Annotated in this window: 27 protein-coding genes and 1 pseudogene; 13 read left to right on the top strand and 15 right to left on the bottom strand. The window is 60.2% G+C overall.

The window, feature by feature from the left end:
• Positions 1 to 171 precede the first annotated feature (171 nt).
• The 4 genes from rpmH to yihA all read left to right on the top strand — a co-directional run bounded on the left by rpmH (position 172) and on the right by yihA (position 3,307).
• Positions 172 to 306, top strand: a complete 135-nt coding sequence (gene rpmH / locus J2X71_RS04050; RefSeq protein WP_016552555.1) for a 50S ribosomal protein L34 — start codon at positions 172 to 174, stop codon at positions 304 to 306.
• Positions 307 to 328: 22 nt separating this feature from the next.
• Positions 329 to 730 carry a ribonuclease P protein component gene (rnpA, locus tag J2X71_RS04055; RefSeq protein ID WP_310379167.1) on the top strand — a complete coding sequence of 134 codons (402 nt, stop codon included), beginning with the start codon at positions 329 to 331 and terminating at the stop codon, positions 728 to 730.
• Positions 730 to 2,523 carry a membrane protein insertase YidC gene (gene yidC, locus J2X71_RS04060; protein WP_310380063.1) on the top strand — a complete coding sequence of 598 codons (1,794 nt, stop codon included), beginning with the start codon at positions 730 to 732 and terminating at the stop codon, positions 2,521 to 2,523. The genes rnpA and yidC overlap by 1 nt, the downstream gene beginning before the upstream one ends.
• 130 nt (positions 2,524 to 2,653) lie before the next feature.
• On the top strand, positions 2,654 to 3,307 hold the full coding sequence (gene yihA, locus J2X71_RS04065; RefSeq protein WP_007815033.1) for a ribosome biogenesis GTP-binding protein YihA/YsxC: 654 nt from the start codon (positions 2,654 to 2,656) through the stop codon (positions 3,305 to 3,307).
• 44 nt (positions 3,308 to 3,351) lie between these two features.
• On the opposite strand, the gene J2X71_RS04070 is transcribed toward yihA, so the two are convergent.
• From J2X71_RS04070 to J2X71_RS04080, 3 genes are all read right to left on the bottom strand, one after another.
• The gene (locus tag J2X71_RS04070; RefSeq protein ID WP_310379170.1) at positions 3,352 to 3,909 is read right to left on the bottom strand and encodes a fasciclin domain-containing protein; all 558 of its coding nucleotides are present in this window, start codon (positions 3,907 to 3,909) and stop codon (positions 3,352 to 3,354) included.
• Positions 3,910 to 4,018: 109 nt separating this feature from the next.
• The gene (locus J2X71_RS04075) at positions 4,019 to 4,738 is read right to left on the bottom strand and encodes an anti-sigma factor domain-containing protein (RefSeq protein WP_310379172.1); all 720 of its coding nucleotides are present in this window, start codon (positions 4,736 to 4,738) and stop codon (positions 4,019 to 4,021) included.
• The gene (locus J2X71_RS04080; RefSeq protein ID WP_310379174.1) at positions 4,735 to 5,271 is read right to left on the bottom strand and encodes a sigma-70 family RNA polymerase sigma factor; all 537 of its coding nucleotides are present in this window, start codon (positions 5,269 to 5,271) and stop codon (positions 4,735 to 4,737) included. Before J2X71_RS04080 ends, J2X71_RS04075 begins: the two co-directional genes overlap by 4 nt.
• Positions 5,272 to 5,441: 170 nt before the next feature.
• Between J2X71_RS04080 and argB the strand changes: the two genes are divergently transcribed.
• The gene (gene argB / locus J2X71_RS04085) at positions 5,442 to 6,329 is read left to right on the top strand and encodes an acetylglutamate kinase (protein WP_037100983.1); all 888 of its coding nucleotides are present in this window, start codon (positions 5,442 to 5,444) and stop codon (positions 6,327 to 6,329) included.
• A 31-nt stretch (positions 6,330 to 6,360) separates the two neighbouring features.
• Here argB and J2X71_RS04090 read toward each other — a convergent pair whose 3' ends face one another.
• Complete coding sequence (locus J2X71_RS04090; RefSeq protein ID WP_310379176.1) at positions 6,361 to 7,206, bottom strand: oxidoreductase; 846 nt, start codon at positions 7,204 to 7,206, stop codon at positions 6,361 to 6,363.
• A 119-nt stretch (positions 7,207 to 7,325) separates the two neighbouring features.
• On the opposite strand from J2X71_RS04090, the gene J2X71_RS04095 reads away from it, so the two are divergent.
• Positions 7,326 to 8,243 (top strand): LysR family transcriptional regulator, encoded by a 918-nt coding sequence (locus J2X71_RS04095; RefSeq protein ID WP_310379178.1) that lies wholly within the window; start codon positions 7,326 to 7,328, stop codon positions 8,241 to 8,243.
• Here the strand turns inward: J2X71_RS04095 and J2X71_RS04100 are convergent.
• From J2X71_RS04100 to bchE, 3 genes are read right to left on the bottom strand one after another with little or no spacing between them, the layout of a single operon-like run.
• Positions 8,228 to 8,998 (bottom strand): isocitrate lyase/phosphoenolpyruvate mutase family protein, encoded by a 771-nt coding sequence (locus tag J2X71_RS04100; RefSeq protein WP_310379180.1) that lies wholly within the window; start codon positions 8,996 to 8,998, stop codon positions 8,228 to 8,230. The two genes, J2X71_RS04095 and J2X71_RS04100, sit on opposite strands and share 16 nt — an antisense overlap.
• Entirely contained in the window at positions 8,995 to 10,065 is a 1,071-nt protein-coding gene (locus tag J2X71_RS04105; protein WP_310379182.1) for a trifunctional transcriptional activator/DNA repair protein Ada/methylated-DNA--[protein]-cysteine S-methyltransferase, read from the bottom strand. Before J2X71_RS04105 ends, J2X71_RS04100 begins: the two co-directional genes overlap by 4 nt.
• Before the next feature lie 55 nt (positions 10,066 to 10,120).
• Entirely contained in the window at positions 10,121 to 11,650 is a 1,530-nt protein-coding gene (gene bchE, locus J2X71_RS04110; protein WP_310379184.1) for a magnesium-protoporphyrin IX monomethyl ester anaerobic oxidative cyclase, read from the bottom strand.
• Positions 11,651 to 11,837: 187 nt separating this feature from the next.
• On the opposite strand from bchE, the gene J2X71_RS04115 reads away from it, so the two are divergent.
• Both J2X71_RS04115 and J2X71_RS04120 read left to right on the top strand, forming a co-directional pair.
• Positions 11,838 to 12,545, top strand: coding sequence for a pyrimidine 5'-nucleotidase (locus J2X71_RS04115; RefSeq protein WP_310379186.1), 708 nt, complete (start codon positions 11,838 to 11,840; stop codon positions 12,543 to 12,545).
• Positions 12,546 to 12,647: 102 nt separating this feature from the next.
• Positions 12,648 to 13,277 (top strand): calcium-binding protein, encoded by a 630-nt coding sequence (locus tag J2X71_RS04120; protein WP_310379188.1) that lies wholly within the window; start codon positions 12,648 to 12,650, stop codon positions 13,275 to 13,277.
• Positions 13,278 to 13,411: 134 nt separating this feature from the next.
• Here J2X71_RS04120 and J2X71_RS04125 read toward each other — a convergent pair whose 3' ends face one another.
• The gene (locus J2X71_RS04125) at positions 13,412 to 14,278 is read right to left on the bottom strand and encodes an LOG family protein (protein ID WP_113182119.1); all 867 of its coding nucleotides are present in this window, start codon (positions 14,276 to 14,278) and stop codon (positions 13,412 to 13,414) included.
• A gap of 194 nt (positions 14,279 to 14,472) precedes the next feature.
• On the opposite strand from J2X71_RS04125, the gene dapD reads away from it, so the two are divergent.
• The 3 genes from dapD to J2X71_RS04140 all read left to right on the top strand — a co-directional run bounded on the left by dapD (position 14,473) and on the right by J2X71_RS04140 (position 17,209).
• The gene (dapD, locus tag J2X71_RS04130; protein ID WP_113325080.1) at positions 14,473 to 15,330 is read left to right on the top strand and encodes a 2,3,4,5-tetrahydropyridine-2,6-dicarboxylate N-succinyltransferase; all 858 of its coding nucleotides are present in this window, start codon (positions 14,473 to 14,475) and stop codon (positions 15,328 to 15,330) included.
• Between the two features lie 102 nt (positions 15,331 to 15,432).
• Complete coding sequence (dapE, locus tag J2X71_RS04135) at positions 15,433 to 16,626, top strand: succinyl-diaminopimelate desuccinylase (RefSeq protein ID WP_310379193.1); 1,194 nt, start codon at positions 15,433 to 15,435, stop codon at positions 16,624 to 16,626.
• Positions 16,613 to 17,209 (top strand): hypothetical protein, encoded by a 597-nt coding sequence (locus J2X71_RS04140; protein WP_310379194.1) that lies wholly within the window; start codon positions 16,613 to 16,615, stop codon positions 17,207 to 17,209. Before dapE ends, J2X71_RS04140 begins: the two co-directional genes overlap by 14 nt.
• 79 nt (positions 17,210 to 17,288) lie before the next feature.
• Here the strand turns inward: J2X71_RS04140 and J2X71_RS04145 are convergent.
• From J2X71_RS04145 to J2X71_RS04175, 7 genes and pseudogenes are all read right to left on the bottom strand, one after another.
• Positions 17,289 to 17,354, bottom strand: a pseudogene (locus tag J2X71_RS04145) (arsenate reductase (glutaredoxin)); the annotation flags it as partial.
• Positions 17,332 to 18,138, bottom strand: a complete 807-nt coding sequence (truA, locus tag J2X71_RS04150; RefSeq protein WP_310379196.1) for a tRNA pseudouridine(38-40) synthase TruA — start codon at positions 18,136 to 18,138, stop codon at positions 17,332 to 17,334. The gene truA and the pseudogene J2X71_RS04145, both read right to left, overlap by 23 nt.
• The gene (fmt, locus tag J2X71_RS04155; protein WP_310379198.1) at positions 18,138 to 19,073 is read right to left on the bottom strand and encodes a methionyl-tRNA formyltransferase; all 936 of its coding nucleotides are present in this window, start codon (positions 19,071 to 19,073) and stop codon (positions 18,138 to 18,140) included. The genes truA and fmt overlap by 1 nt, the downstream gene beginning before the upstream one ends.
• Before the next feature lie 20 nt (positions 19,074 to 19,093).
• Complete coding sequence (locus J2X71_RS04160; protein ID WP_310379200.1) at positions 19,094 to 19,516, bottom strand: type II toxin-antitoxin system VapC family toxin; 423 nt, start codon at positions 19,514 to 19,516, stop codon at positions 19,094 to 19,096.
• Positions 19,513 to 19,776, bottom strand: coding sequence for a FitA-like ribbon-helix-helix domain-containing protein (locus J2X71_RS04165; RefSeq protein ID WP_310379203.1), 264 nt, complete (start codon positions 19,774 to 19,776; stop codon positions 19,513 to 19,515). Before J2X71_RS04165 ends, J2X71_RS04160 begins: the two co-directional genes overlap by 4 nt.
• Positions 19,777 to 19,839: 63 nt before the next feature.
• Positions 19,840 to 20,355, bottom strand: a complete 516-nt coding sequence (def, locus tag J2X71_RS04170) for a peptide deformylase (RefSeq protein WP_113325084.1) — start codon at positions 20,353 to 20,355, stop codon at positions 19,840 to 19,842.
• A 96-nt stretch (positions 20,356 to 20,451) separates the two neighbouring features.
• Complete coding sequence (locus J2X71_RS04175) at positions 20,452 to 21,951, bottom strand: globin-coupled sensor protein (RefSeq protein ID WP_310379205.1); 1,500 nt, start codon at positions 21,949 to 21,951, stop codon at positions 20,452 to 20,454.
• Positions 21,952 to 22,142: 191 nt separating this feature from the next.
• On the opposite strand from J2X71_RS04175, the gene J2X71_RS04180 reads away from it, so the two are divergent.
• Both J2X71_RS04180 and J2X71_RS04185 read left to right on the top strand, forming a co-directional pair.
• A complete protein-coding gene (locus tag J2X71_RS04180) occupies positions 22,143 to 23,366 on the top strand; it encodes a DNA recombination protein RmuC (protein ID WP_310379208.1) in 1,224 nt (407 codons plus the stop codon).
• Positions 23,367 to 23,410: 44 nt separating this feature from the next.
• Entirely contained in the window at positions 23,411 to 24,310 is a 900-nt protein-coding gene (locus tag J2X71_RS04185) for a ribokinase (RefSeq protein ID WP_310379210.1), read from the top strand.
• The last annotated feature ends 138 nt before the right edge of the window (positions 24,311 to 24,448 follow it).

Below are 24,448 nucleotides of genomic sequence, written 5' to 3' on the forward strand. Positions count from 1 at the left end.
CCCGCAGCTCCAGGGAATCTGCCAGTCATAATTGACTTTGGCAGGCTTCATTTGTATAAGCCGCCGCACGTCCGGTCATTTCAGGTCTTTTATGACCTCGCCCGTTCGAAAAACCACGCTCCTTGCATTATGCAAATTCAAGAAGGGCCGCACTCCGCGGTGTTTAAATAAATGAAGCGTACCTATCAGCCCTCGAAGCTTGTTCGCAAGCGCCGCCACGGTTTCCGTGCGCGTATGGCCACTAAGGGCGGCCGCAAGGTCATCGTTGCTCGCCGCGCACGCGGCCGCAAGCGTCTTTCGGCCTAAGGCCGGAATTGCCCGATAGCAAATGACGGGCGACTTGAAGACCAAAGAAGACAAACAGATTGTCGGGCGGCTCTTGAGCCGCCCGCAATTTCTTGCAGTCCGCGAAGGCGAAAAGCGCCGCGGCCCTCTCTTCCTTCTCGAGGTCCTGAACCGCAAGGAAGAAGAACGCGAAGCCCGCGTCGGCTTCACAGTCACCAAAAAACACGGCAACGCGGTCGAAAGAAACCGCATGCGGCGGCGCCTTAAAGAGGCGGTGCGGCTTCATGCAGGGTTTGCAATGCAGCCCGGACACGACTATGTGGTTGTCGCCCGCAGGGACGTCTTGACAGCGTCCTTCGATGAACTGGCCGCGGAACTGAAAACCCGCGTGGAAACCAGGCCGAAACACCGGCGCCCGAAAGACGAGCGCCCCAGGAACGTATGATGCAAAACAACCGCAATTACTTCATTGCGATCGCTCTTTCGGTGCTGATCGTCCTTGGCTGGCAGTTCCTCTACATGAACCCACGCATCGAGGCTCAGCGTAAGGCTCAGGAAGCCCAGAAGGCACAGCAGCAGACCGAGCAGACGCAACAGCCTGCCGCCGGCGGCCAGAGCGCGCAGCCGAACGGCGCAGCTCCCACCGGTCAGGCCACGGCGACGGCGACCCGCGAGGAAGCTCTGGCGAAATCGCCGCGTGTTGCCATCGACACGGCTGCCCTTTCCGGCTCCATCAACCTCGCCGGCGCGCGCCTCGACGACCTGAGGCTGAAGGCCTATCACGAGACCGTCGACGACTCGAGCCCGATCATCACGCTGTTCTCGCCGGCTGAAACCAAGGACGGCTATTTCACCGAGTTCGGCTATATCGGCACTGATGCGACAGGCGCCGTTCCCGGCCCGTCTACCATCTGGACCGCGCCCGAGGGTGCGAAGCTCACCGAGAAGACGCCGGTGACGCTGACCTATACCAATGACAAGGGCCTGACCTTCACCCGGACGATTTCCGTCGATGGCCGTTACATGTTCACGGTCGTCGACAAGATCACCAATAGCGGAGACGCCGCCGTATCGCTGTCCAATTATGGGCGCGTGACGCGCTACAACAAGCCGACCACGCCTTCGGTCTACGTACTGCATGAGGGCTTCCTCGGCGTGCTCGGCGCCGGCAGCGGCATTTCCGAGAGCAAGTACACGGCGATCGAAAAGGAAAACCAGTCCAACCCGACGGTCACCGGCGGCTGGATCGGCATTACCGACAAGTATTGGGCTGCGGCTCTCATCCCGAGCCAGACCATTCCCTTCGATTCCCGCTTCTCGCATTTCACGGACGGTCAGCCGCGCTATCAAGCCGATTTCAAGGGTGAAGGCCTGTCGATCGCTCCTGGAGCGACGGTCGACGTCACAAACCTCGTCTTTGCCGGCGCCAAGGAAGTGCCTGTCGTCGATGAATATGAAGCGAAATATTCCATCCCGAATTTCGATCGCCTAATCGACTGGGGCTGGTTCTGGTTCCTCACGCAGCCGATGTTCAAGCTGATGGACTTCTTCTTCCGCTACTTCGGCAATTTCGGCGTGGCGATCCTCTGCACGACCATCGTCGTCAAGGCGCTGTTCTTCCCGCTCGCCAGCAAGCAGTACGCTTCGATGGCGAACATGAAGCGCATGCAGCCGAAGATGGAAGAGCTGAAGGCAAAATTCGGCGACGACCGCATGGGCCTGCAGCAGGCGACGATGCAGCTCTACAAGGAAGAGAAGATCAACCCGATCGCCGGCTGCTGGCCGGTGGCGCTGCAGATTCCGATCTTCTTCTCACTCTACAAGGTGATCTACATCACCATCGAGATGCGGCACGCGCCGTTCTTCGGCTGGATCCGCGATCTTTCGGCGCCCGACCCGACAACGATCGTCAACCTGTTCGGCCTGCTGCCTTTCGAGGCACCGGCCTTGCTGCATCTCGGCGTCTGGCCGCTGATCATGGGCGTCACCATGTTCGTGCAGATGCGCATGAACCCGACCCCGCCCGACCCGACGCAGGCAATGATCTTCAACTGGATGCCGCTGGTGTTCATGTTCATGCTGGCAAGCTTCCCGGCCGGCCTCGTCATCTACTGGGCCTGGAACAACACGCTCTCGGTGCTGCAGCAGTCGGTGATCATGAAGCGTCACGGCGTGAAGATCGAGCTCTTCGACAATCTGAAGGGCCTGTTCAAGCGAAAACCGGCGCCATCGAAATAATCGAAAAGCCCTGCTTCGGCGGGGCTTTTTGTTTCGAGCCGCAGAAGCGCTCAACCGTGCGAACCTTGACAATACGTCTTAAAAACATGAAGCCGGTTTCATTACCGAACCCGGAGATTGCAGAATTCATATGACTGAAATCGCAAAGCCGCTCTTCGGCCACCCCTGGATATTCATCCGCGGCGTGCCTTCCATGAAATTCCTTCCGCCGGAAGGCCCCTTGGAAGTCGCTTTCGCCGGCCGATCGAATGTCGGCAAATCGTCGCTGATCAACGCGCTGGTCGGTCAGAAAGGTCTGGCGCGCACCTCCAATACGCCGGGCCGCACGCAGGAGCTCAACTACTTCGTTCCGGACGGCTATTCCGGCGAGGGCAACGACCTGCCGCCGATGGCGCTGGTCGATATGCCGGGCTATGGCTATGCACAGGCGCCGAAGGAGCAGGTGGATAACTGGACGAAGCTCGTCTTCGACTATTTGCGCGGCCGCTCGACGCTGAAACGCGTCTATGTGCTGATCGACAGCCGTCACGGCATCAAGAAGAACGACGATGACGTCCTGACGCTGCTCGACAAGGCGGCCGTCTCCTACCAGATCGTGCTGACCAAGACGGACAAGATCAAAGCGCCTGCCGTGCCAAAGCTGCTGGCCGAAACATCGGAGAAGATCCGCAAGCGTCCCGCTGCCTATCCGGCCGTGCTTTCCACCTCCTCGGAAAAGAACGAAGGATTGGACGAACTGCGGCAGGCGATTGCCGAAACGGTCGGCGTCAGCAACTGGAAATAAAAAGAGGCGCCCAGAAAGGCGCCTCTGACGGCCGGTATTTGAATTTACATCTTCGGCAGCAGAACTTCGTCGACGACGTGGATGACGCCGTTCGACTGTTTGACGTCGGCGATGGTGACGTGGGCGACACCGCCATTTTCATCCGTCAGCGTGATCTTGCCCATGCTTTCCTTTGCCTTGAGCACGCAGCCGCCGACCGTTTTGATGTCGTGCTCGCCGCCGTCGTCCTTGATCATCTTGGCGACGGTCTTCGACATGGCATCGGCGGCAACGACATGGCAGGTCAGAACCTTGACAAGCGTGCCCTTGTTTTCTGGCTTCAGCAACGTATCGACAGTGCCTTTCGGCAGGGCAGCGAAGGCTTCATTGGTCGGCGCGAAGACGGTGAATGGCCCCTTGCCTTCCAGCGTGCTGACGAGGCCGGCTGCCTTCACGGCAGCAACCAGGGTGGTGTGATCCTTGGAATTGACGGCATTCTCGACGATGTTCTTGTTCGCATACATCGCGGCGCCGCCGACCATCGGGTTCTTTGCCTGAGCGGCGAAGGCGATAGCGGAAAGGGCGGCGGTGAGCGCTGCGGCACGCAATGCGGACTTGATCATGGTTTTCTCCTCTGCACCCGGTCGCAGCCGCGGGCTTTATGCCCTGCGCTGCCCGGATATCAGCAACTACGGAAGGCGCTGCAGAAGAGTTTCAGAAAATGATTTTATTTTACGGCCTGCGGATCGAACCGCTGGCTATGACGGGGCCTGACGGCTGATGTGTGGGCGAACCGCCGAATGGCTCCAGGCTGACGGCCAGCGCCGCACCATCGGAAATCTGGCTGCGCATATCGGTCGGGATCAGCAATTCGCCGTTCATGCCCGGTTGGAAAACGCCGAGAGAATGGGGCGTCCCGCTACCCGGTACGAGCCAGAGCTCCAGAGATTTCTCCTCCGGCTTGCCGGCCGCAACCGGTATGATCTTCAGCCGGCCACTTTGGATATCGTAGGAAGCTGTCAGATTGACCTGATTGTTCTGTCCCGAGAGGTCCGCCACCAGCGGCGGCGATGCCGGAGGCTGGGGCACGAGACCGGAGGCAAAGGCGATGACGCCCAAGGTGACCGCAAGCGAGGCAAATGTCAGCGAGCGCCAGAAACCGGCGGAATTCCAGAGGCTGTGCGAAAAGCGCGGCTCACTTTCTGCATTGGCGAAGAGGCGCGCCTCGATCTGCTTGAAGGTCTCGCTGCTCGGAACAGCCGTGCCATATTCGTCGTTGAAGCTGGAGAGGTTGACCTCCCAGCGGCTGACGATGGCGGCAAACTGCCGATCGCGGCGCATGCGCTCCTCAACGATCCTCCGATCCTGAAGAGAGAGGACGCCCAGCACATACTCGCCGGCGAGAACCTCATCCCGGGAGCGGTCTCCCTTGCTTTTGTCGGGCGATGTCATCGTTCCATGCACTCTCTCAGTTTCAGCAGGCTGCGTCTTAGCCATGTCCGCATCGTATTCAGCGGGACACCAAACTGACCGGCCAGTTCCTGATAGCTTAGCCCTTCGACATAAGCCCGTTTCACCGCGACCGCACGATCAGCTTCCAACTCTTCCATGCAGGTGTCAATCCGCCTTCCTTCATCCTTAATCACGACTTGCGCTTCAGGATCGAGACCGGCATCGGCAAGATCGAGCGCTCTGTCGATTTCGTCGGCGACCGGCTTGCGTGCCCGCAACGCATCGATCGATTGATTGCGGGCAATTGCCGCAAGCCAGGCGACCGATGTCGAGGAGCCGGCCGTAAAGGCACCGGCGCGCTGCCATATCTTGATATAGACCTCCTGAAGCACCTCTTCCGCCTCGTTCCTGCTTCCAAGAATACGAAGGCAGATCGCCAGAAGTTTCGGACTGGTCTGGTTATAGAGTGCGGCGAAAGCCTTGCGGTCGCCGAGCGCTATGCGGCCGATTAAATCTGCAAAATCCCCAGTCATGTCGCCCTCGAATGAACGATTTCCGGTACGATAGTTTCAGTTCGATAGTTTCAATATGCGCTGGCAGGTTCCCAGGTCGGCCTTAGATACGAAAAACTATTGCGTGCCGGATTATTCCATCTGTCAAAAACTTGAGATAAAAGGCCGCGATCAATTCCGCGGGGTCCCACATGAACGAGTCCGAAAGCGAAATCCAGGCACGTCTTCTCGCGCAGGCGCTGCCCTTCATGCAGCGCTACGAAAACAAGACGATCGTCGTGAAGTACGGTGGCCATGCCATGGGCAATCCCGAGCTCGGCAAGGCTTTCGCCAGCGATATCGCACTTTTGAAGCAGTCCGGCGTCAATCCGATCGTCGTGCATGGCGGTGGTCCGCAGATCGGCGCGATGCTGACGAAGATGGGTATTGAATCCAAATTCGAGGGCGGCCTGCGTGTTACCGACCAGAAGACGGTCGAGATCGTCGAAATGGTTCTCGCCGGCTCGATCAACAAGGAAATCGTGGCGCTGATCAACCAGACCGGCGAATGGGCGATCGGCCTCTGCGGCAAGGACGGCAACATGGTCTTCGCCGAAAAGGCGCGAAAGACCGTCAAGGATCCCGATTCCAACATCGAGCGCGTGCTCGATCTCGGTTTCGTCGGCGAAGTTGTGGAAGTCGACCGCACGCTGCTCGACCTTCTCGCCCGCTCCGAGATGATCCCGGTCATCGCCCCGGTTGCTCCGGGCCGCGACGGCGCGACCTATAATATCAACGCCGACACCTTCGCCGGCGCCATCGCCGGCGCGCTGAACGCCACCCGCCTGCTGTTCCTGACGGATGTGCCCGGCGTGCTCGACAAGCAGGGCAAGCTCATCAAGGAGCTTTCCGTCGCCGAAGCGCATGCGCTGATTGCCGACGGCACGATTTCCGGCGGCATGATCCCGAAGGTTGAGACCTGCATCGACGCCATCAAGGCCGGCGTGCAGGGCGTCGTCATCCTGAACGGCAAGACGGCCCATTCCGTGCTGCTCGAAATCTTCACCGAGCACGGCGTCGGCACGCTGATCGTTCCCTGATTGAGAAAGGCGCCCTTCCGGGCGCCTTTTCTCATGCTTCGGCAAAGCTCGTCGAGAGCGTCAGATCTTCCCAGGCATCGATTTCAGCGCTCAGGCGCTTCAGCTTATCGCGGACGAGCGCCAAAGCATCGGCGCCGAGCAAGAGATGCACGGGCGGGTTTTCAGCCTCGACCAGCGCCAATACGGCGGCAGCCGCTTTGCGAGGATCGCCTGCCTGTTTGCCGCTCTTCTCCTCGCGTGCCCTGCGGATAGGATCGAAGAGCGAATCATAGTCGGCGATGCTCCTGTCGGTGCGGATCATCGATCGTCCAGCCCAGTCGGTGCGGAATGAGCCGGGAGCCACCGCGGTGACTGCGATGCCGAACGCTTTCACCTCCTTCGCCAAAACCTCGCTGATGCCTTCGAGCGCAAATTTGCTGCCGCAATAATAAGCGATGCCCGGCATGGTGATGAACCCGCCCATCGATGTGATGTTGATGATGTGACCGGCCCGCCGCTGGCGCATGAACGGCAGAACGGCCTTCATCGTTCCGACGGCGCCGAAGACGTTAACCTCGAATTGCCGGCGCATTTCCTCGATCGGCGATTCCTCTAAAGTCCCTTCATGTCCATAGCCGGCATTGTTGATGAGAACGTCCACCGGACCGATGGTTCTCTCGATACCAGCAACAGCCGGTCCGATTGCCTCTATGTCGGTAACGTCGAGGCGGACTGCCGTTGCGCGATCCGGTGCCAGGTTCTCGAACAGAGACGCGGCTTCCTCATTCCTCACGGTTCCCACTACGCGATGCCCCTTCTCCAATGCGGCCTGCGCAAAGGCATGGCCAAAGCCCGAACTGACACCGGTAATGAGAAACTGCTTTTCGATTGAACTCATCGTGAACTCCTGTCCTAGCGCAACCGCCACAAAGAGGCGGCGCGTTCCGTCATGTGGCGGCGCAGGAGAGGTAGTTCCAATATATTGCACAGGCGAATGCGATACTTTAAAAGTACCTCATGGAGCTTCGTCATCTTCGCTATTTCATTGCTGTCGCAGAAGAACTCAATTTCACGCGCGCTGCACGGAAGGTCGGCATCGGCCAGCCGCCACTCAGCAACCAGATACGTGATCTTGAAAACGAGATTGGCGCGCCCCTTTTCCGCCGCCTGTCGAACGGTGCGGAACTGACGGAGGCAGGCAGGGTTTTCCTGCCGGAGGCCCAAGCGATATTGCATCGGGCGGAACAGGCCAAACAATCCGCCATCCGGGCGGCGCGCGGCCAGAGCGGGCGGCTGCAGGTTGGCTTCACCGGCTCGGCGGTGTTCAATCCGCTCGTGCCCGCCATCGTGAACGCGTTTCGCGAGAAATATGCAGCCGTCGAATTCAGCCTGGAGGAAGCGCCTACCACGCAACTGCTGGAGCGGCTCGATGGGGAAGAGCTCGACGCCGTTTTTATCCGCCCGGGTAGTGGTGACGAGCTGCAGGCCCGATGTCAGCTGCTGGCCGAAGACCCCATGGTCATCGTGCTTCCAGCAAGGCACCCGCTGTCAGAGGCGCAGACATTGCGCCTCGACGCGCTGGCCGGAGAGAGCTTCGTTCTCTTTCCGCGCGAGGCGGGTGCCGGCTTCTTCGACGATATCATGGCCGCATGCCGGCGAGCGGGATTTGAACCACGGCTCGGCCAGTCGGCGCCGCAGATCACGTCGATCGCCAGCCTGATCGCAGTCGGTCTCGGCGTCTCGATCGTGCCGGCGGACATGGCGAAGATCAATGTTCCCGGCGTTCGCTACATTGCAATTGCGGGCGAAGCACCCGCAGCACGGTTGGCGCTCGCCACCCGGCGTGACGAGCGCTCTTCCATCATTCGTAACTTCATAGCTCAGGCCATCGCCACACAGAAAAGCTTCGCCAACAGCAATCAGATCCCCGAATAGATCGCGGCCGCGGCTTCCTTCAGCTTTTCCATCATGGCCCGATACGGTCCGGGGCCATAGCTGATGCGCGAAACCCCGAGCCTTGCGAGATCAGCCGGATCGGGCGCACCTGCCTTCATCATGATATTGACCGGCAGCGTGGATGCAGCGCAGACCTTTTCGATCAAGGCCGGTTCGATCAGGCCCGGCACGAAGAAGCCGCTGGCGCCTGCCGCCGCATAAGCCTTGCCACGCTCGATCGCCGCATCGACCAACCCTGCATGCCTGGAGCCATCGCCTTCCTGAAGGAAGAGATCCGTGCGGGCGTTGATGAAGAAATCGATGCCCCGTGCCTTGACCATTTCCCTGATCGCGCGGATGCGTGCTGCCTGCGCTTCGATGGGGTGAAGGCCGGTCTCGCCGACGCGCTGGTCCTCGAAGTTGATCCCAACGGCGCCGGCCTCGATGAGCTTTGCGACATTGGCCGCGGCGCCGGCGGGTTCCGTGGAATAGCCACCTTCGAAATCGACCGAGAGCGGCAGGTCGTTGACGGCCGTGATCGAGCGCGCCGTCTCGATAAGCACATCCATCGGCAGCTTCTGGCCGTCGCCATAACCATTGGCGGCCGCGACGGACCAGCTTCCGGTCGCAAGTGCCTTCGCACCGGCCTCCGTCACAGCCTTGGCCGTTCCGGCATCCCAGATGTTGTAGAGAATAACGGGATTGCCCTTGCGATGCAGCGTGCCGAAAAGCTCGGCCTTCTCAATCTGGTTCATGCTGTCCTCTCCATCTTATGCGCACTGATCTTTTCCTCGTGCCGAAGCAGCCATTGCTTGCGCCAGAGCCCGCCGCCATAACCCGTCAGTGAGCCGTCCGCGCCGAGGATGCGATGGCAGGGCACGATGATGGCGAGCTGGTTGGCGCCGTTGGCGCGGCCGACGGCACGCACCACCTCCGGCCTTTCCATTTCTCTAGCGAGATCGCCATAGGCGCGCGTCTGACCGACTGGAATTTCAATAAGCTTTGCCCAGACATGCTTTTCGAAGGGCGTACCGCCAAGCGCCAGCGGCGTCTTGAAGGTGGTTAGCCGCCCTTCGAAATACTCCCCGATTTCCGCCTCGATCTGGTCGATAACAGGCGTGCGGCCAATCGCGACCGAGGAGCGGACACGCTTCTGTAGCGCTTCGAGTTCGGTCGGCAAGGCCCTGCGGTCGTGAAATTCGAGGAGATGCAGATGCGTCTTGTCGGCGACTGCTATCATCGGCCCGAGCGGTGTATCGAACCAGTCGGCAAAGAGCAGTTCACGGTTCTGAGAGAGCGCCGGCCCCCTGCCGACTAGCCGCTGGAAAGCCGCTCGGAAGCCGCTTCCCGATTCATATCCCGCTTCGAATTGCACGTCGATGACGCGGGCGCCATCGGCCAGTTGCCGGGCCGCCTCACCCAGCCGGCGATAGCGGACGATATCGTGGAAGGTCATGCCGAGCGCCCGCTTGAAGGCGCGGCGCACCGTCGATGGATCATATCCCCGGCGCACAAGCTCATCTTCGGTCCAGCGCACCTCCGGTTCGCTGTCGAGCCGCGCCAGCAGCATGTCGACGATCGGCTCGCGGCCCGGCTGCTCCAGCGGCTTGCAGCGCTGGCACGGGCGGAAGCCCGAATGCATGCAGGCGGCGATCGTGTCGAAGAAGATGGTGTTTTCCCGCTTCGGCTTACGCGCCGGGCAGGTCAGACGGCAGAAGATGCCTGTCGTCTTCACGCAGACATAGGCCTGGCCCTCATAATCGGCGCTGCGCGCGATCAGGGCATCATAGAGCGTGTCATCATCGGGGCGTTCGAAAAGCATGTCCGCTTTCTAGCACTCCGCGCCTGTGTCGTCCGCCGAAAATCGGGCGTCTATTTTATTCCGCAGCGTCGAGGCTTTTCACATGCCGCTGCGGGCGCAGCATCGATTCCTCCTCCGCATCCTGGGGCGCGCCCCAGAATGTCTCAAGCGTCGGACCTTCCTTGAGATGGTGGCGGCGGAAGAGGAATTCGAAGATCTCGTGAAACCAGACGCGGTGACCCATATGGGTGTACCAGCGCATGGAATGACGCTGTTCCGGATCGCGATGAAAGAGGATGCGCAGCAGCGCCTTCGGCCGCGCCTGGACCGCGACCTCGATCAGCTTGACGCAGGCGACCAGCACGATCGGGTTGAGATACCGCATCTTCAGGACCTGATGCTTGTAGTCCCATTTGCGGATATCGGTCTCGATTACCTGCCGTTCGCGGGCGATACGGAAGAAGGGCGTCCAGCGATGCGGCGTCACATAGAGCGCTTGGATCTGATCAGGATCATAGGAGAGCAGCTGCCGGAAGCCGCGCCAGAGATCGCTCAGCCTCTCCTCCTCGAAACCGACGACCCAGGTCGCCATCGAAAGGATGTCATGCTGGCGCAGAAGGCGGATCGCCTCGCGATCGGTCGTCTTGGCGCCGCCCTTCTTGATCAGGGCAAGCGTCGCCTCATCGGTGTTTTCCATGCCGAGCAGCCAGCGCACGACACCCGCCTTTCGGTAGAGGTGGAGGATATCGGCATCGCGGACGATATCATCCGCTCGCGTCGAGCCGACGATCTGCACGGGCACATTCTCGGCGATCATCGCTTCGAGAAAAGCCAGCCAGGCTTTTCGCGAGGATGTCGGGTTCTCGTCGGCGAGATTGATGAGCTCGACGCCCTCTTCGCGATAGAGCCGTGCAATCTCGCGGGCGAAAAGTTCCGGCGAGCGGTGACGCCAGCGGGTCCAGAAACCGCGCTGGCCGCAATAATTGCAGAGATGCGGACAGCCGCGGGAAAACTGCATGACGACGGCGCGCTTGCCGCCCCAGTAGGTATAGTTGCGATGGTCGATCAGTTCCCAGCCGACGCGATAGGCATCGAGATCGGCGATAGCCTGTGCCGGCTGCGTTGCCAGGATTTCGCCGTGGCCATCGCGAAAGGCGATTCCGGGGATGGTCGCGAGCGGGCGGTTCGTCGCCAGGGCATCGGCTAGGCGCCGCATGGTTTCCTCGCCCTCGCCGCGCACCAGGATATCGAATGCCTCAGTCTCGGCCAGCACCTCCCGCCAATGATAGGTGGGGAACACGCCGCCATAGATGATAGAGATTTTGGGATCGCCGCGCTTGATAGCCTCTGCGATCACGCGGGCAGTCGGATGCGCCGACGTCGAGCCGGAATGGCCGATCAGCACAAGATCCGGACTGCCAGCCACCACCCTGCTGACAATGTCAGTAATGGTCATCGGCCCGAATTCGGCATCGATGAGGCTGACGATGTGACCATCGTCGATCAGCGGACCTGCAACAGAAAGAAGGCCGAGCGGTGGAAGATGATCATCTGGAATACGGCTGCCGATCGCGGTATGCGGTGGATTTATCAGAACAATCTTCATGCGACTTCACCCTTGCGGGTCCCCCTGTCTGACGCAGGCAGAGGTCACCAGCGATCAGTGGCGAAAGTCAGCCAAAATCTCTCTGAAGTTGTGAAAATCTGGCGGCATTTTTGGGAGAGCTTTGGCAGGTCGGACCTGCAAGCAAAAGCCTTTGGTTTCCCGCCGCGACCGTGCCATAAGGGCGGCTATGACAAAGATCGACCGCACGCCTACCAAGAACGATTTCGAGCATGTGACCGAATGGGTCTTCGACCTCGACAACACGCTCTATCCGCATCATGTCAATCTCTTCGCGCAGATCGACAAGAACATGACGGCCTATGTCTCTACGCTCCTGCAAATGGAGCAGGAAGAGGCCCGCAAGCTACAGAAGCAGTACTACTACGATCACGGCACGACGCTGCAGGGCCTGATGATCCATCACGGGGTCGATCCCAACGACTTTCTCGAAAAGGCGCATGCGATCGATTATTCGTCGCTGACCCCGCAGCCGGAGCTTGCCGAAGCCATCAAATCCCTGCCGGGCCGCAAGTTCATCTTCACCAATGGCAGCGTCCAGCATGCACAGGCGACGGCCGGCGCACTCGGTATCCTCGACCATTTCGACGACATCTTCGACATCGTCGCGGCCGACTATCTGCCGAAGCCGGCGCAGGCGACCTATGACAAGTTCACGGCGCTGAAGAAGGTCGAGACGGGCAAGGCTGCGATGTTCGAGGACCTGCCGCGCAATCTCACCGTACCGAAAGCGCTCGGTATGCAGACCGTTTTGCTCGTGCCGCGCAATCTGGAAGAAACTGTCGTCGAATGGTGGGAGAGAACGAGCGGCGAGGACGACCACATCGATTTCGTCACCGACGATCTCGCTGATTTCCTGAAGAAGATTACGACCTAACTTACCAAAATTTCATCCATCTTACAGATGTTTAACTGGGCCGTGGCAGGGTTCGGTCCTACCTTTCGTATCGAGGGACATCCTACGAAAGGACGCACTGACATGTACCGCAACAAGCTTATCCTGACGGCGCTTTCCTCTGTTCTTCTTCTCGGCGCAGCCGCCGGGGCCAGCTTCGCAGCACCAGGCGACCAGGCTGATCATCCAGGCCACCATGGAAAAATGGAGCATGGCATGATGAGCGGTCCGCGTGGCGCGGCCTTCCGCGAAATCCTCTTCGTGCGCATGCTGAAACAGTTCGACACGAACAAGGACGGGCAGATTACCAAGCAGGAGGCGACCGATGGCATGGAGAAGATCTTCGCCGCCATCGACACCAACCATGACGGCTCGCTGACGCCAGGCGAAATCCGCGCGTACCGCGAAGCACAGTTCAAGGCGCGTCGTGAAGCGGTCTCGGCCAAGCAGGGCGATGCGGATCAGAATGCGGTGCCGCAGGCAGGCGACGACAAGGACCATGGCCGTCACGGCCACGACGGCCACCACTGGATGCATGACAATGCCCGCTTCATGGCAATCACCATGATGATGGGGCGTATCGACACCGACCAGAACGGCCAGATCAGCAAGCAGGAAGCGGAAACCGCCTTCAACAAGTTCTTCGATCGCATGGACCGCAACAAGGACGGCGTGATCTCGATCGATGACATGCCTGACCAGCCCTTCCTTTGAAGGGAATAACAAAGCGTTCCCTGGATATCGCGAGGGGTTTGCCCCTCACCCGAAGCCCTCTTCCCGTCCACGGGAGGAGGGGTTTTTCGTTTGTGCCGGGCGTAAAGCCGCTGACCAGTTTGGCTTGAATTGCTCTATTCGCGGTGTTCGTAAAAGTCCTGCACGATCTTCCAGGCCTCATCGGCAGTATCGACGAAGCTGATGAGGTTCACGTCCTCAGGCGCGATCGTCCCGAATTCGGCAAGCGCGTCGAAGTTGATGATGCTGTGCCAGAATTTCGAGCCGAAGAGCAACAGCGGGATGCGTTCCATGCGGCCCGTCTGGATCAGCGTCAGGCATTCGAAGAATTCGTCCAGCGTGCCGAAGCCGCCGGGGAAGACCGCGACCGCCTTGGCGCGCACCATGAAATGCATCTTGCGGATCGCGAAATAGTGGAAGTTGAAGCTGAGCTCGGGCGTCACATAGGCATTCGGCGCCTGCTCGTGCGGCAACACGATGTTGAGGCCGATCGAAGGTGCTCCCTCATCCGCTGCACCGCGGTTTCCCGCTTCCATGACGCCGGGGCCACCGCCGGTGACGACGACATATTCGTGGAAATCGAAGCCGGCTGCATAACGCGAGCAGAGGCGGGCGAATTTGCGAGCTTCGTCATAATAGACCGATGCGGCTTCGAGGTTTGCACGCTGGGTCTCGTTGCGGGCTGCCCAGGCGCTCTGGCCGGGGGCCGGAATGCGGGCGCCTCCGAACATGACGACGGTCGATTTGATGCCGCGCTCGGCCATCATCATCTCGACCTTCAGAAGTTCGAGCTGCAGGCGGATCGGTCGCAGTTCCTCGCGGCAGAGGAAATCCTCATCCACATAGGCAAGGCGATAGGCCGGCGAGAGCGTCTGCGGCGTCTTCGGAACCGCTTCCGCGCGCTGCCTGTCGCTCGAACTGCTCTTCAACGGATCCCAGACACCGTCCTTGCGTCGTCCGCCACCGTTTCTTGCCTTTGCCATATCGAAATGCCTTTCAGTATCACCGGCCACGAATGACCGGATATGTCGCTATAACGCCTTGAATCCAGATATGATCTTGTCCGAAAAATCATTCCATTTTACGGGTGCATGCTATAGATCGGGTGACAACCCGCCAATCGCAATTCCGGAGACCTGCCGTCTCCACGATAAAGATCGAAGTTTAAGGAATTCCCATGAGCGCCACCGACCTCGTATCCCTTGAAAAGACCATCGAAACCGCTTTCGACAATCGCGACAATGTGAACACGTCGACGAAAGGCGAAGTGCGCGATGCAGTCGAGGCCGCTCTAAACCTGCTCGACGGGGGCAAGGCACGCGTGGCCGAGCGCGGCACCGATGGCGTCTGGAAGGTCAATCAGTGGCTGAAGAAGGCCGTGCTGCTCTCCTTCCGCCTCAACGATATGGAAGTGGTCAAGGGCGGTCCCGGCCAGTCGACCTGGTGGGACAAGGTGCCCTCGAAATTCGAAGGCTGGGGCGAGAACCAGTTCCGCGCCGCCGGCTTCCGCGCCGTGCCTAGTGCGGTCGTGCGCCGCTCGGCCTATATCGCTCCGAACGCCATCCTGATGCCGTCCTTCGTCAACCTCGGCGCCTATGTCGGCGAAGGCACGATGGTCGACACCTGGGCCACCGTCGGCTCCTGCGCGCAGATCGGCAAGCATGTGCATCTCTCCGGCGGCGTCGGCATCGGCGGCGTTCTGGAGCCTATGCAGGCCGGACCGACGATCATCGAGGACAATTGCTTTATCGGTGCGCGTTCGGAAGTCGTCGAAGGCTGCATCGTGCGTGAAGGCTCGGTGCTCGGCATGGGCGTCTTCATCGGCAAGTCGACCAAGATCGTCGACCGCGCTACCGGCGAGATCAGCTATGGCGAAGTCCCGCCCTATTCGGTCGTCGTTGCGGGCTCGCTGCCATCAGACAAGACGATGGCAAACGGCCAGCAAGCGCCTAACCTCTATTGCGCCGTGATCGTCAAGCGTGTCGACGAGCAGACCCGTTCCAAGACGGGCATCAACGAACTGCTCCGAGATTGATGACAGCCCGATATTGATTCGGTAAACAATCGGCGTCTTTTAGGCGAGGCCGCCTCGCGCCTTGCCACGCCTTTGCCATTCCCACCGGATAATTCGACCGCCATGACCGCCACGAATCCTGTTGCCAATCTTCAGACCCTGATCCGCTGCCCATCCGTGACGCCGGCAGAAGGCGGCGCGCTTTCCGCGCTGGAAGCGATGCTTTCTCCGCTCGGTTTCAAGGTCGACCGAATGGTCGCGAAGGAAGATGGCACGCCTGATGTCGAGAACCTCTATGCCCGTCTCGGCACCGAGGGACAGCATCTGATGTTTGCAGGCCATACTGATGTCGTGCCAGCGGGCGATGAAGGTGCCTGGAAGCATCCGCCCTTTGCCGCCGAGATTGCCAATGGCGAGCTGTTCGGCCGTGGCGCAGTCGACATGAAGGGCGGCATTGCCTGTTTTGCCGCCGCCGTTGCCAGGCATGTCGAAAAGCATGGCGCGCCAAAGGGCTCGATTTCCTTCCTGATCACAGGCGACGAGGAAGGCCCGTCGATCAACGGGACGATCAAGCTGCTGCAGTGGGCGACTGAGCGCGGCGAGACATGGGATGCCTGCGTCGTCGGCGAGCCGACCAATCCGAACAAGCTCGGCGACATGATCAAAATCGGTCGGCGCGGTTCGCTGTCCGGCAAGATCGTCGTGCACGGCGTGCAGGGGCATGCGGCCTATCCGCATCTTGCCGACAATCCGGTGCGCGGCATGCTGCAACTCACCCAGGCGCTGATGGATCCGCCCTTCGACGCCGGCACGGACAATTTCCAGCCGTCCAACCTCGAAGTGACGACTATCGATGTCGGCAATCCGGCGACGAACGTCATCCCCGCCAGGGCTTCAGCGAGCTTCAACATTCGCTTCAACGACACCTGGACGGCAGATACGCTTCGGGCTGAAATCATCCGGCGCCTCGATACGGCAGCTACGGACGGTGCCTTGCGGCCGGGTCGCGAGCCGGTGAAATACGAGATCATCTGGGCCGACCGCCCGAGCCATGTTTTTCTGACGCGCAACAATGCGCTGATCGCCTCGCTGTCGTCGGCGGTCGAGACCGTTACCGGCGCATCGCCGGCGCTGTCGACGACGGGCGGCACATCGGATGCGCGCTTCATCAAGGATTATTGCCCGGTCGTGGAATTCGGCCTTGTCGGCCAGACCATGCACATGCTCGACGAACGGGTCGCCGTTGCGGATCTGGAGACGCTGACGGTGATCTACGAGACTTTCATCGAACGTTGGTTTGAAAATGCCGGGCTTTAGAGAGGTTCAGTATTATCTCGCCGGCATCTGGCTGCTGATCAAGCTCGATCCGCGCGGTTTCCGCTTCCTCGACATATCGGATCGCGGCGTCAACCGATCCTTCTGGGCAATCATTTGGTGCTTGCCGCCGACAGGCATTTCCTGGCTCTGGTGGCGCAATGCCTATCTGCGCTCCATGCCGCCGGAGACGGACGTCGGACTTCCCTTTTACTTCCGGCTTGGGCTCGTGGAGCTTGCGAACTGGTTCGTGCCGCTGGTCTTTGCCGGCCTGCTGCTGCTTGCCGTTCGTATGGGCGAGCGCTTTGCGCCTGTCGTCGTCAGCGTCAACTGGCTCGGCGTGCCGCTTGCCTATATCAACGGGCTACTGCTGGCGCTCGTCTTCTTCCTGCCGGGTTCGGTCGGCATCGTGTCGATGCTGCTTCTCATCTTCATGCTGGCACAGGTCTTCGTGCTGGCGCGCATCCTCAGGATGATCTGCCATGGTCATGCCCTTATGGTCGGCGCCCTGACGCTGGTGCTCCTGGTGCCATCGATGATGCTGTCGGAATATCTGCAGAACTTCCTCGGCATCTATCCGGCTTGATCTGCGTAGATTGACGACTTCGCCATCGCGTCGGCGGCGTCTTCAGATATTCGATGACTTCGGATTCTTCGCCGGATTAGTGGATCATGGCCAGCGTGTTGCGCGACGTGCCGCAGGCCGGATTACGATAGATCGTCACCATCATCGTTTTCATCCACCGGTTTGCGGCGATCGATGATCACCTGGGGATAATCCACCTGCATGAAATAGAGCCCGTCCGGTGGGGCCACGGGGCCGCAGGCCTTGCGGTCACGCGCCTCAAGTGCTGCCCGCACATCGTCAGGCGTCCACTTGCCTTCGCCTGCGAGCTTCAGAGTTCCCGCGAAGGAGCGGATCTGATTGTGCAGGAAACTCTGGGCGGTGGCACGGATCTCGATCAGTTCGCCATTACGGGTCACATCCAGCCGGTCGAGCGTGCGCACGGGGCTGTTTGCCTGGCAGTGAGCCGAACGGAAAGTTGAGAAATCATGCTTGCCGACGAGGATCTGGGCTGCGGCATGCATGACTTCATGATCGAGCGTCTTCGGCACCCACCATGCCTTGCCCGCCTCCAGCGCCAGCGGCGCGCGGCGGCTGATGATGCGGTAGAGATAATGCCGGCGGAGCGCGGAGAAGCGCGCGTCGAAGAATTCGCTCGCGGCCTCGACATCAAGGATCGCCACTTTCTCACCCGCAAGCTTCAGATGGGCATTCAGTGCATTCTGCAGCTTGAAGGGCGACCAGTCCTTCGAAAGATCGGCATGGATGACCTGCCCCATGGCGTGGACGCCGGAATCGGTGCGGCCCGCGCCGCGGACGGACACGGTATCGCCGCTTGCCGAGAAGATCGCCTTTTCGATCGCGCCCTGCACCGAGGGTCCGTTGTCCTGTCGCTGCCATCCGACATAGGGGCCGCCGTCATATTCGACGATCATGCGGTATCGCGGCATCAGACGAGCCTCGTGCCCGCAGTAAGCGGTGTTCCGCGCAGGAAGTCGGCAGCGGCGAGCGGTTTACCGCCGGCCTTCTGAAGTTTCGTGAGGCGGACGGCGCCCGCCCCGCAGGCAACCACGAGATCACCGGTCAGAAGCGCGCCGGCTGCTCCCTCACCCGCCGCAAGTTCGGAGCCGAGCACCTTGATGCGCTCCGCCTTGCCATTGCTCTCGAGCTCGAACCAGGCGCCCGGGAAAGGTGCGAGGCCGCGGATATGATTGTGAACGTCTTTGGCGTCGCGGCTGAAATCGATACGCGTTTCCGCCTTGTCGATCTTGGCGGCATAGAGCACGCCTTCGACCGGCTGCGGGGTCAGTGGCAGATCGTCCATCTCCAGCTTCACCATGGCCTCGGCCATGGCCTTCGCGCCTGTTTGCATCAGGCGGTCGTGCAGTTCGCCAGCCGTCATGTTCGGGCCGATCTCGACCTCACGAGTCAAGGCGACATCGCCTGTATCGAGGCCCTTGTCCATCTTCATGACCATCATGCCGGTCTTCTCGTCGCCGGCCATGATCGCCCGCTGGATGGGCGCAGCACCGCGCCAGCGCGGCAGCAGCGAGGCATGGCCATTGTAGCAGCCGTAGCGCGTGCCGGTCAGGATAGCCTCGGGCAGCAGCAGGCCATAGGCAACGACGACGCCGACATCGGCACCGAGCGCACGGAAGCGCTCACGCTCTTCAGGATCCTTAAAGTTGACCGGCGTGAAGACCGGGAGGCCGAGCAGCTCGGCCGCCTGGTGCACCGGCGATTTCTGGAGATCGAGCCCACGCCGTCCGCCCGGCCGCGGCGGCTGGGTATAGACGGCCACGATCTGATGGCCGGCTTCGACAAGCAGGCGCAGCGTCGGGACGGAGAAGTCGGGCGTTCCCATGAAAACGATACGAAGAGACATTCTATCTCGCCAATTGAGGATCAGCCGTCTTCAAACGGGTTTACGAGCTTGAGATCAAGCCCTTCGAAATCTTTTGTGTTGCGGGTTGCAAGCGTCGCACCGTGCACAAGGCAGATGGCCGCGATCATGGCGTCTTTCGTCTCCATTCTTCGACCCCGCTTTTCACGCGCCGCCCTGAGTGCACCGTAACGACGCGCTGCGGCAAGGGTGAACGGAATTATCCTGCCCGAAAAGGCCTCCTCAAGACGAAGATAGTCCTGCATCAGCGCCTCTCGCCGCTTGCCTTCTGGCAAGAGAGCCAAACCGTAGTGGATTTCTGCAACACTGATAGTCGTCAGATAAAGGTCGGCTCTGTCAAAGCTGTTCAACCAATGCAGCAATCGCTCGCTATATTTACGGCCTTCCAACTCGGAGATGATGTTCGTATCTAGAACGAAGCTCATTCGTGGAATTTCGGTGGAGCACGGTCCGCTTCATGCCGTGCAGTTTCTATCGCTGATAGCTCGTCATCGGTCCAGCGTTCAGCCCCGAGAAGACCACGCAGCCATTCTCCTGCCGGCTGCCGATCTTCGCGCAAGGTGCTGAGTGAGCGACGCAGATGAATGATCGCTTCCTCCGAAAGGCTGCGTCCGTTCTCCCGCGCGCGATCTTGAAGCTCGTGCTTCAGGGCATCATCCAAGTTTCGGATCAGAAGATCACCCATTAACAGCTCCTATGATATCATCGATATCATAAGGCGCGGCCGCAACATTTTCAATGCTGCAACTCAGAGCGCCTTGGACTTGGAAGCCTTGGTGAACTTCTTGATGACCATTTCGCGCTTCAGCCGCGAGATGTGATCGATGAAGAGCACGCCGTTCAGATGATCGATCTCATGCTGGAGACAGGTAGCGAGCAGACCGTCGGCCACCACACTCTGTTCCTTGCCTTCACGGTCGAGATATTTGACGGTGACCTGCGCCGGCCGCTCCACTTCCGCATAATAGTCGGGAATGGAAAGGCAGCCTTCCTCATAGACGGAACGGTCATCCGAGGAGCTGACGATCTCCGGATTGATGAAGACGAGCGGCTGTTTTTCCTCGCCTTCCTTCGAAAGATCGATGACGAGCATGCGGCGTGGAACGCCGACCTGGATTGCGGCAAGGCCGATGCCCGGTGCGTCATACATTGTTTCCAGCATATCGTCCGTAAGGCGCTGGAGATCGGCGTCGACCCGCTCGATCGGCTTGGAAACCTGACGGAGAACGGGATCGGGAAGAATGATGAGTGGCTTGATGGTCATGGCGTTCCCATAACCCATCTTTTCAAACTAGGGAATTATCCGCCGGGCAGGGATTGCGGTTTTTTGCAGCGCCTGCCCGGATTTTGCCTGGATTATTCAGGCTGCGCGGCGGGCGGTACCGGCAACCTGCCGACCTTCAGCACGAGCGCGGAAACGCTGCAGCAGTTCGATGAGGTTCTCGACCCCATCCTTCAGCCTGCGGGTTTCGGCAGACGTACGCTCGACCATGCCGGAATTCTGCTGGGTGATCGTGTCCATGTTGCGGATCGCCACGCTCACCTCGTTGACGCCGGTCGCCTGATCGCGGGCGGCAGCCGCAATATCGGCGACGAAGCTGTTGATGATGTCGATACGGCTGATCATGTCGCTCAGCGCCTCACCGGTGCTGCTGACGATGTTGACGCCCTCGTTTACCTGCGTCGAGCTTTCGGAGATCAGATTCTTGATCGCTTTGGCGGCATCGGCCGTGCGCTGGGCAAGCTGACGGACTTCCTGTGCGACGACCGCAAAGCCCTTGCCGGCATCACCAGCACGCGCAGCTTCGACGCCGGCATTCAGTGCCAGCAGGTTGGTCTGGAAGGCGATCTCGTCGATGACGCCGATGATCTTGGCGATTTCGGTGGAGGACTTCTCGATACCCGCCATGGCCGAAACGGCGCTGGTGACGAGTTCGCCGGAATTCTTGGCTTTCTCCTGCGTTTCGCGCACGGCGCCGGACGCCTTTTCGGCGTTGGCGGCGGTCTGGCTGACGCTGACGGAGAGCTGTTGCAGCGCAGCCGAGCTCTCTTCGACGCCAGCTGCCTGCTGCGCGGTGCGCAAGGCGAGATCGTCCGTCGCCTTGGACATCACATCGGCACCTTCGAGAATGTGGCCGGACGTGGTGCGGACAGACGTGAAAGATTCGCGAAGAGCGTTGACGGCCCTGTTATAGTCTTCAGCCATTTGGCGAAAATTCCCGGGCAGATCGGCAGGAAGGGTCGCTTCGAGATCGCCACGCGACAGTGCTTCAAGGCCGCGGCGCAGATGTTCCAGTGCCAGCGCTTGATCGGCTTCTGAGCGGGCGCGTTCTTCTTCCAACGCGTGGCGCTTTTCCTCGAGCGCTTCCAGATAGACGGAGATGGAATAATCCATGTCGAGCATCGCCGCCTTGATGACGGCGGTCAGCTTTTCGGCAAGCGCCTTTCCCTGCTGACGGGCAAAGAGCGATGGCCACTGCTTTTCCATGAGGCCACGGACGAGCTCCGACATGACAAGCGCATAGCCGCCGATATACCAGCGCGGCTCCAGGCCGATGCGGGCATGGGTGCGGCCGACGGCAGTAACACCATTCACATAGCTTTCGTCGAAATTGCCGCCCGAAAGATTGCCCCAATGTTCCTGCTGGCGCTTCTTGGCGTGGCCCATATGGGCCTTGTTGGAGAAGAAGCCTGCGACCGCCGGGGTCTTTGCGAGCTTGCTGTAGAACTTGTCGAGTGCGCCGCCGAGAAGCTCCGAGATCGCCGGCCGTAGCTCCCGCAGGTTCTTGCGCGCCTCATCGTCAAGCTCAATGAAGTCAAGGCGCTGCCTGAGGGCATTGTCGGTCTGGTGGGAAGTCATGGGGGATCTCTATCTGGCGAATGCGGAGGGAAATTGCAGCGCCAGATTTGGTGAATATGGTTTAGCAATCGTTAAGTGCGCGACCGATTTTTCTTCCGTTACAGTAAATTAGCGTCGTTAGCATTAGTAATACGGCGTGGATTGTTCACGTTTTGATCTGGATATTGCCGCTTATTTTGTTATGGTGCGGCATGACCGTGACATCCGACTCACTCACCATTTCCCTGCCGATACTGAGCCCCGGCGTGCTTGCACTTGCCGGCGGCGCACTCGCCGTTCTCATTCTCGTGACAATCGTGTTTGCCTTGCGCAATGCGGGCATCCGTCGCGAGGAAGCTGAAGAGGCCAATCTTCGCGCCGCGGAAAGCGAGGCGCGCATGGCAGAACTTCTGAAAATACAGGCGGAGATGCAGGGACGCATCTCGACCATGACGGAAGTCTTCGGTGCACGGCAGGCCGAACTCAATCAGGCGATCAACCAGCGGCTCGACGGCATGTCACAGCGCATGAGTTCGACGCTGACCGAGCAGACGAAATCAACGCATGACAACCTGCAGAAGCTGCAGGAGCGCCTTGCGGTGATTGATGTCGCCCAGAACAATATCCAGACGCTCGCCAAGGATGTCGTCGGACTGCAGGCCATTCTCTCCAACAAGCAGACGCGTGGGGCTTTCGGCCAATCGCGCATGGAAACGATCGTCGCAGATGGTCTACCGATGGGCGCCTATGCCTTCCAGCAGACGCTTTCCAACGGCTCGCGACCCGACTGCACGATCAGGATGCCGAATGGCGCACCACCGCTCGTCATCGATGCCAAATTTCCGCTCGAGGCGTGGAACGCGATCCGCGATGCAAGCGGCGCGGACGCCGGTAAGCTTGCTGGTCAGCAGTTTCGCCGTGACATGGAAGTTCACATCAAGGATATTTCCGAGAAATATCTGATCCAAGGCGAGACGCAGGAGACGGCTTTCCTCTTCGTTCCCTCGGAATCGATCTTCGCTGAAATTCACGAAAATTTCGAAGGGATCGTGCAGAAGGCGCACCGCGCACGCATCGTTATCGTCTCGCCTTCGCTCTTGATGCTGTCAATCCAGGTCATTCAGGCCGTGCTCAAAGACCAGCGCATGCGGGCGCAGGCGCATGTCATCCAGGGAGAAGTCGCCCTCCTCATGGACGATCTCGGCCGGCTCGACGAGCGCGTACGCAAGCTGCAGGGACATTTTTCCCAGACGCAGCGCGACGTGGACCAGATCATTACCTCAGCGGACAAGCTCACCAAGCGCGGCGCGAAGATCGAGGCGCTGGAATTCGAAGCAGGCGGCGACGGCAAGCCAACCCGCGAGAACGAGCCGTCGGCGAAATCCGTCGAAAGCCGAACCGGGTTGCTCAAGCTCAGGGTGGTTGACGAGGAGTGATCGCTTCGGCAGTGTCGCGGCCCGAAGCAAGGGACGGACATGCCATGATCACAGTTTTCGGCTCCATCAATATGGACCTTATCGCCACGACCAAGCGCCTGCCGAAGCCCGGCGAAACAGTTGCCGGCAACAGCTTTGCAACGGCTGCCGGTGGCAAAGGCGCCAATCAGGCGCTCGCCGCCCGGCGAGCAGGCCGCTATGTCCATATGGCGGGCGCTGTCGGCAAGGATGCCTTTGCCGAGGGCGCCCTTGAACTGCTCGACGGCGCAGGCACCGACCTTTCCCGCGTCAGCCATGTCGAGGGGCCGACGGGCACAGCTCTCATTCTTGTCGGCGGCGACGGCGAGAACATGATCGCGGTCATTCCCGGCGCGAACGGCAAGGTGAGCGGCGACAACGCCGAGGCTGCCGTCAACGCCATGAACGAGGGCGATATACTCATGCTGCAGCTCGAAATTCCTGTCGAGGCGGTCGAGCACGCGCTTGCTGCCTCTCGCGCCAAGGGCATCACCAGCATTCTCAATCTTGCCCCGCTCATTCCGGATGCGCCGCGACTCGGCCGGCTGGCCGATATCGTCATTGCCAATGAAACCGAGTTCGAGCGGCTGGCGGGACAGGAAAACATGAGTGCCGGTGACCGCGAGGCGGCGTTGGAGCGCCTGCATGCCGAGACCGGCCAGACGCTGATCGTCACGCTCGGCGGCGATGGCGTCATCGCGATCCGGGATGGCCAGATTTCCCGGGCGCAGGGCCTCGTCATCGAACCCGTCGATACTGTCGGCGCCGGCGATACGTTCTGCGGTTACTTCGCAGCAAGCCTCGATGAGGGGCTGGATTTCAACTCGGCGCTGCGCCGTGCAGCGGTCGCCGGCTCACTTGCCTGCCTGAAGCCGGGGGCACAACCCTCCATTCCGCTCGCAGCCGAAGTCGCAGACAGAATATAGTCCAGTCCAGCCGCGAACAATCGATAGAAAGCCACCCCTAGTTTTGGGGTGGCTTTCCGGATTTGCTGCCGAAACATAGCGAATTTCATTCAAATTTAAGAGGTTTCTGGCGATCCTTCGGGCGATCGCCACCTCGTT

The organism is Rhizobium sp. 1399 (assembly GCF_031455475.1).
Taxonomy (GTDB): domain Bacteria; phylum Pseudomonadota; class Alphaproteobacteria; order Rhizobiales; family Rhizobiaceae; genus Rhizobium.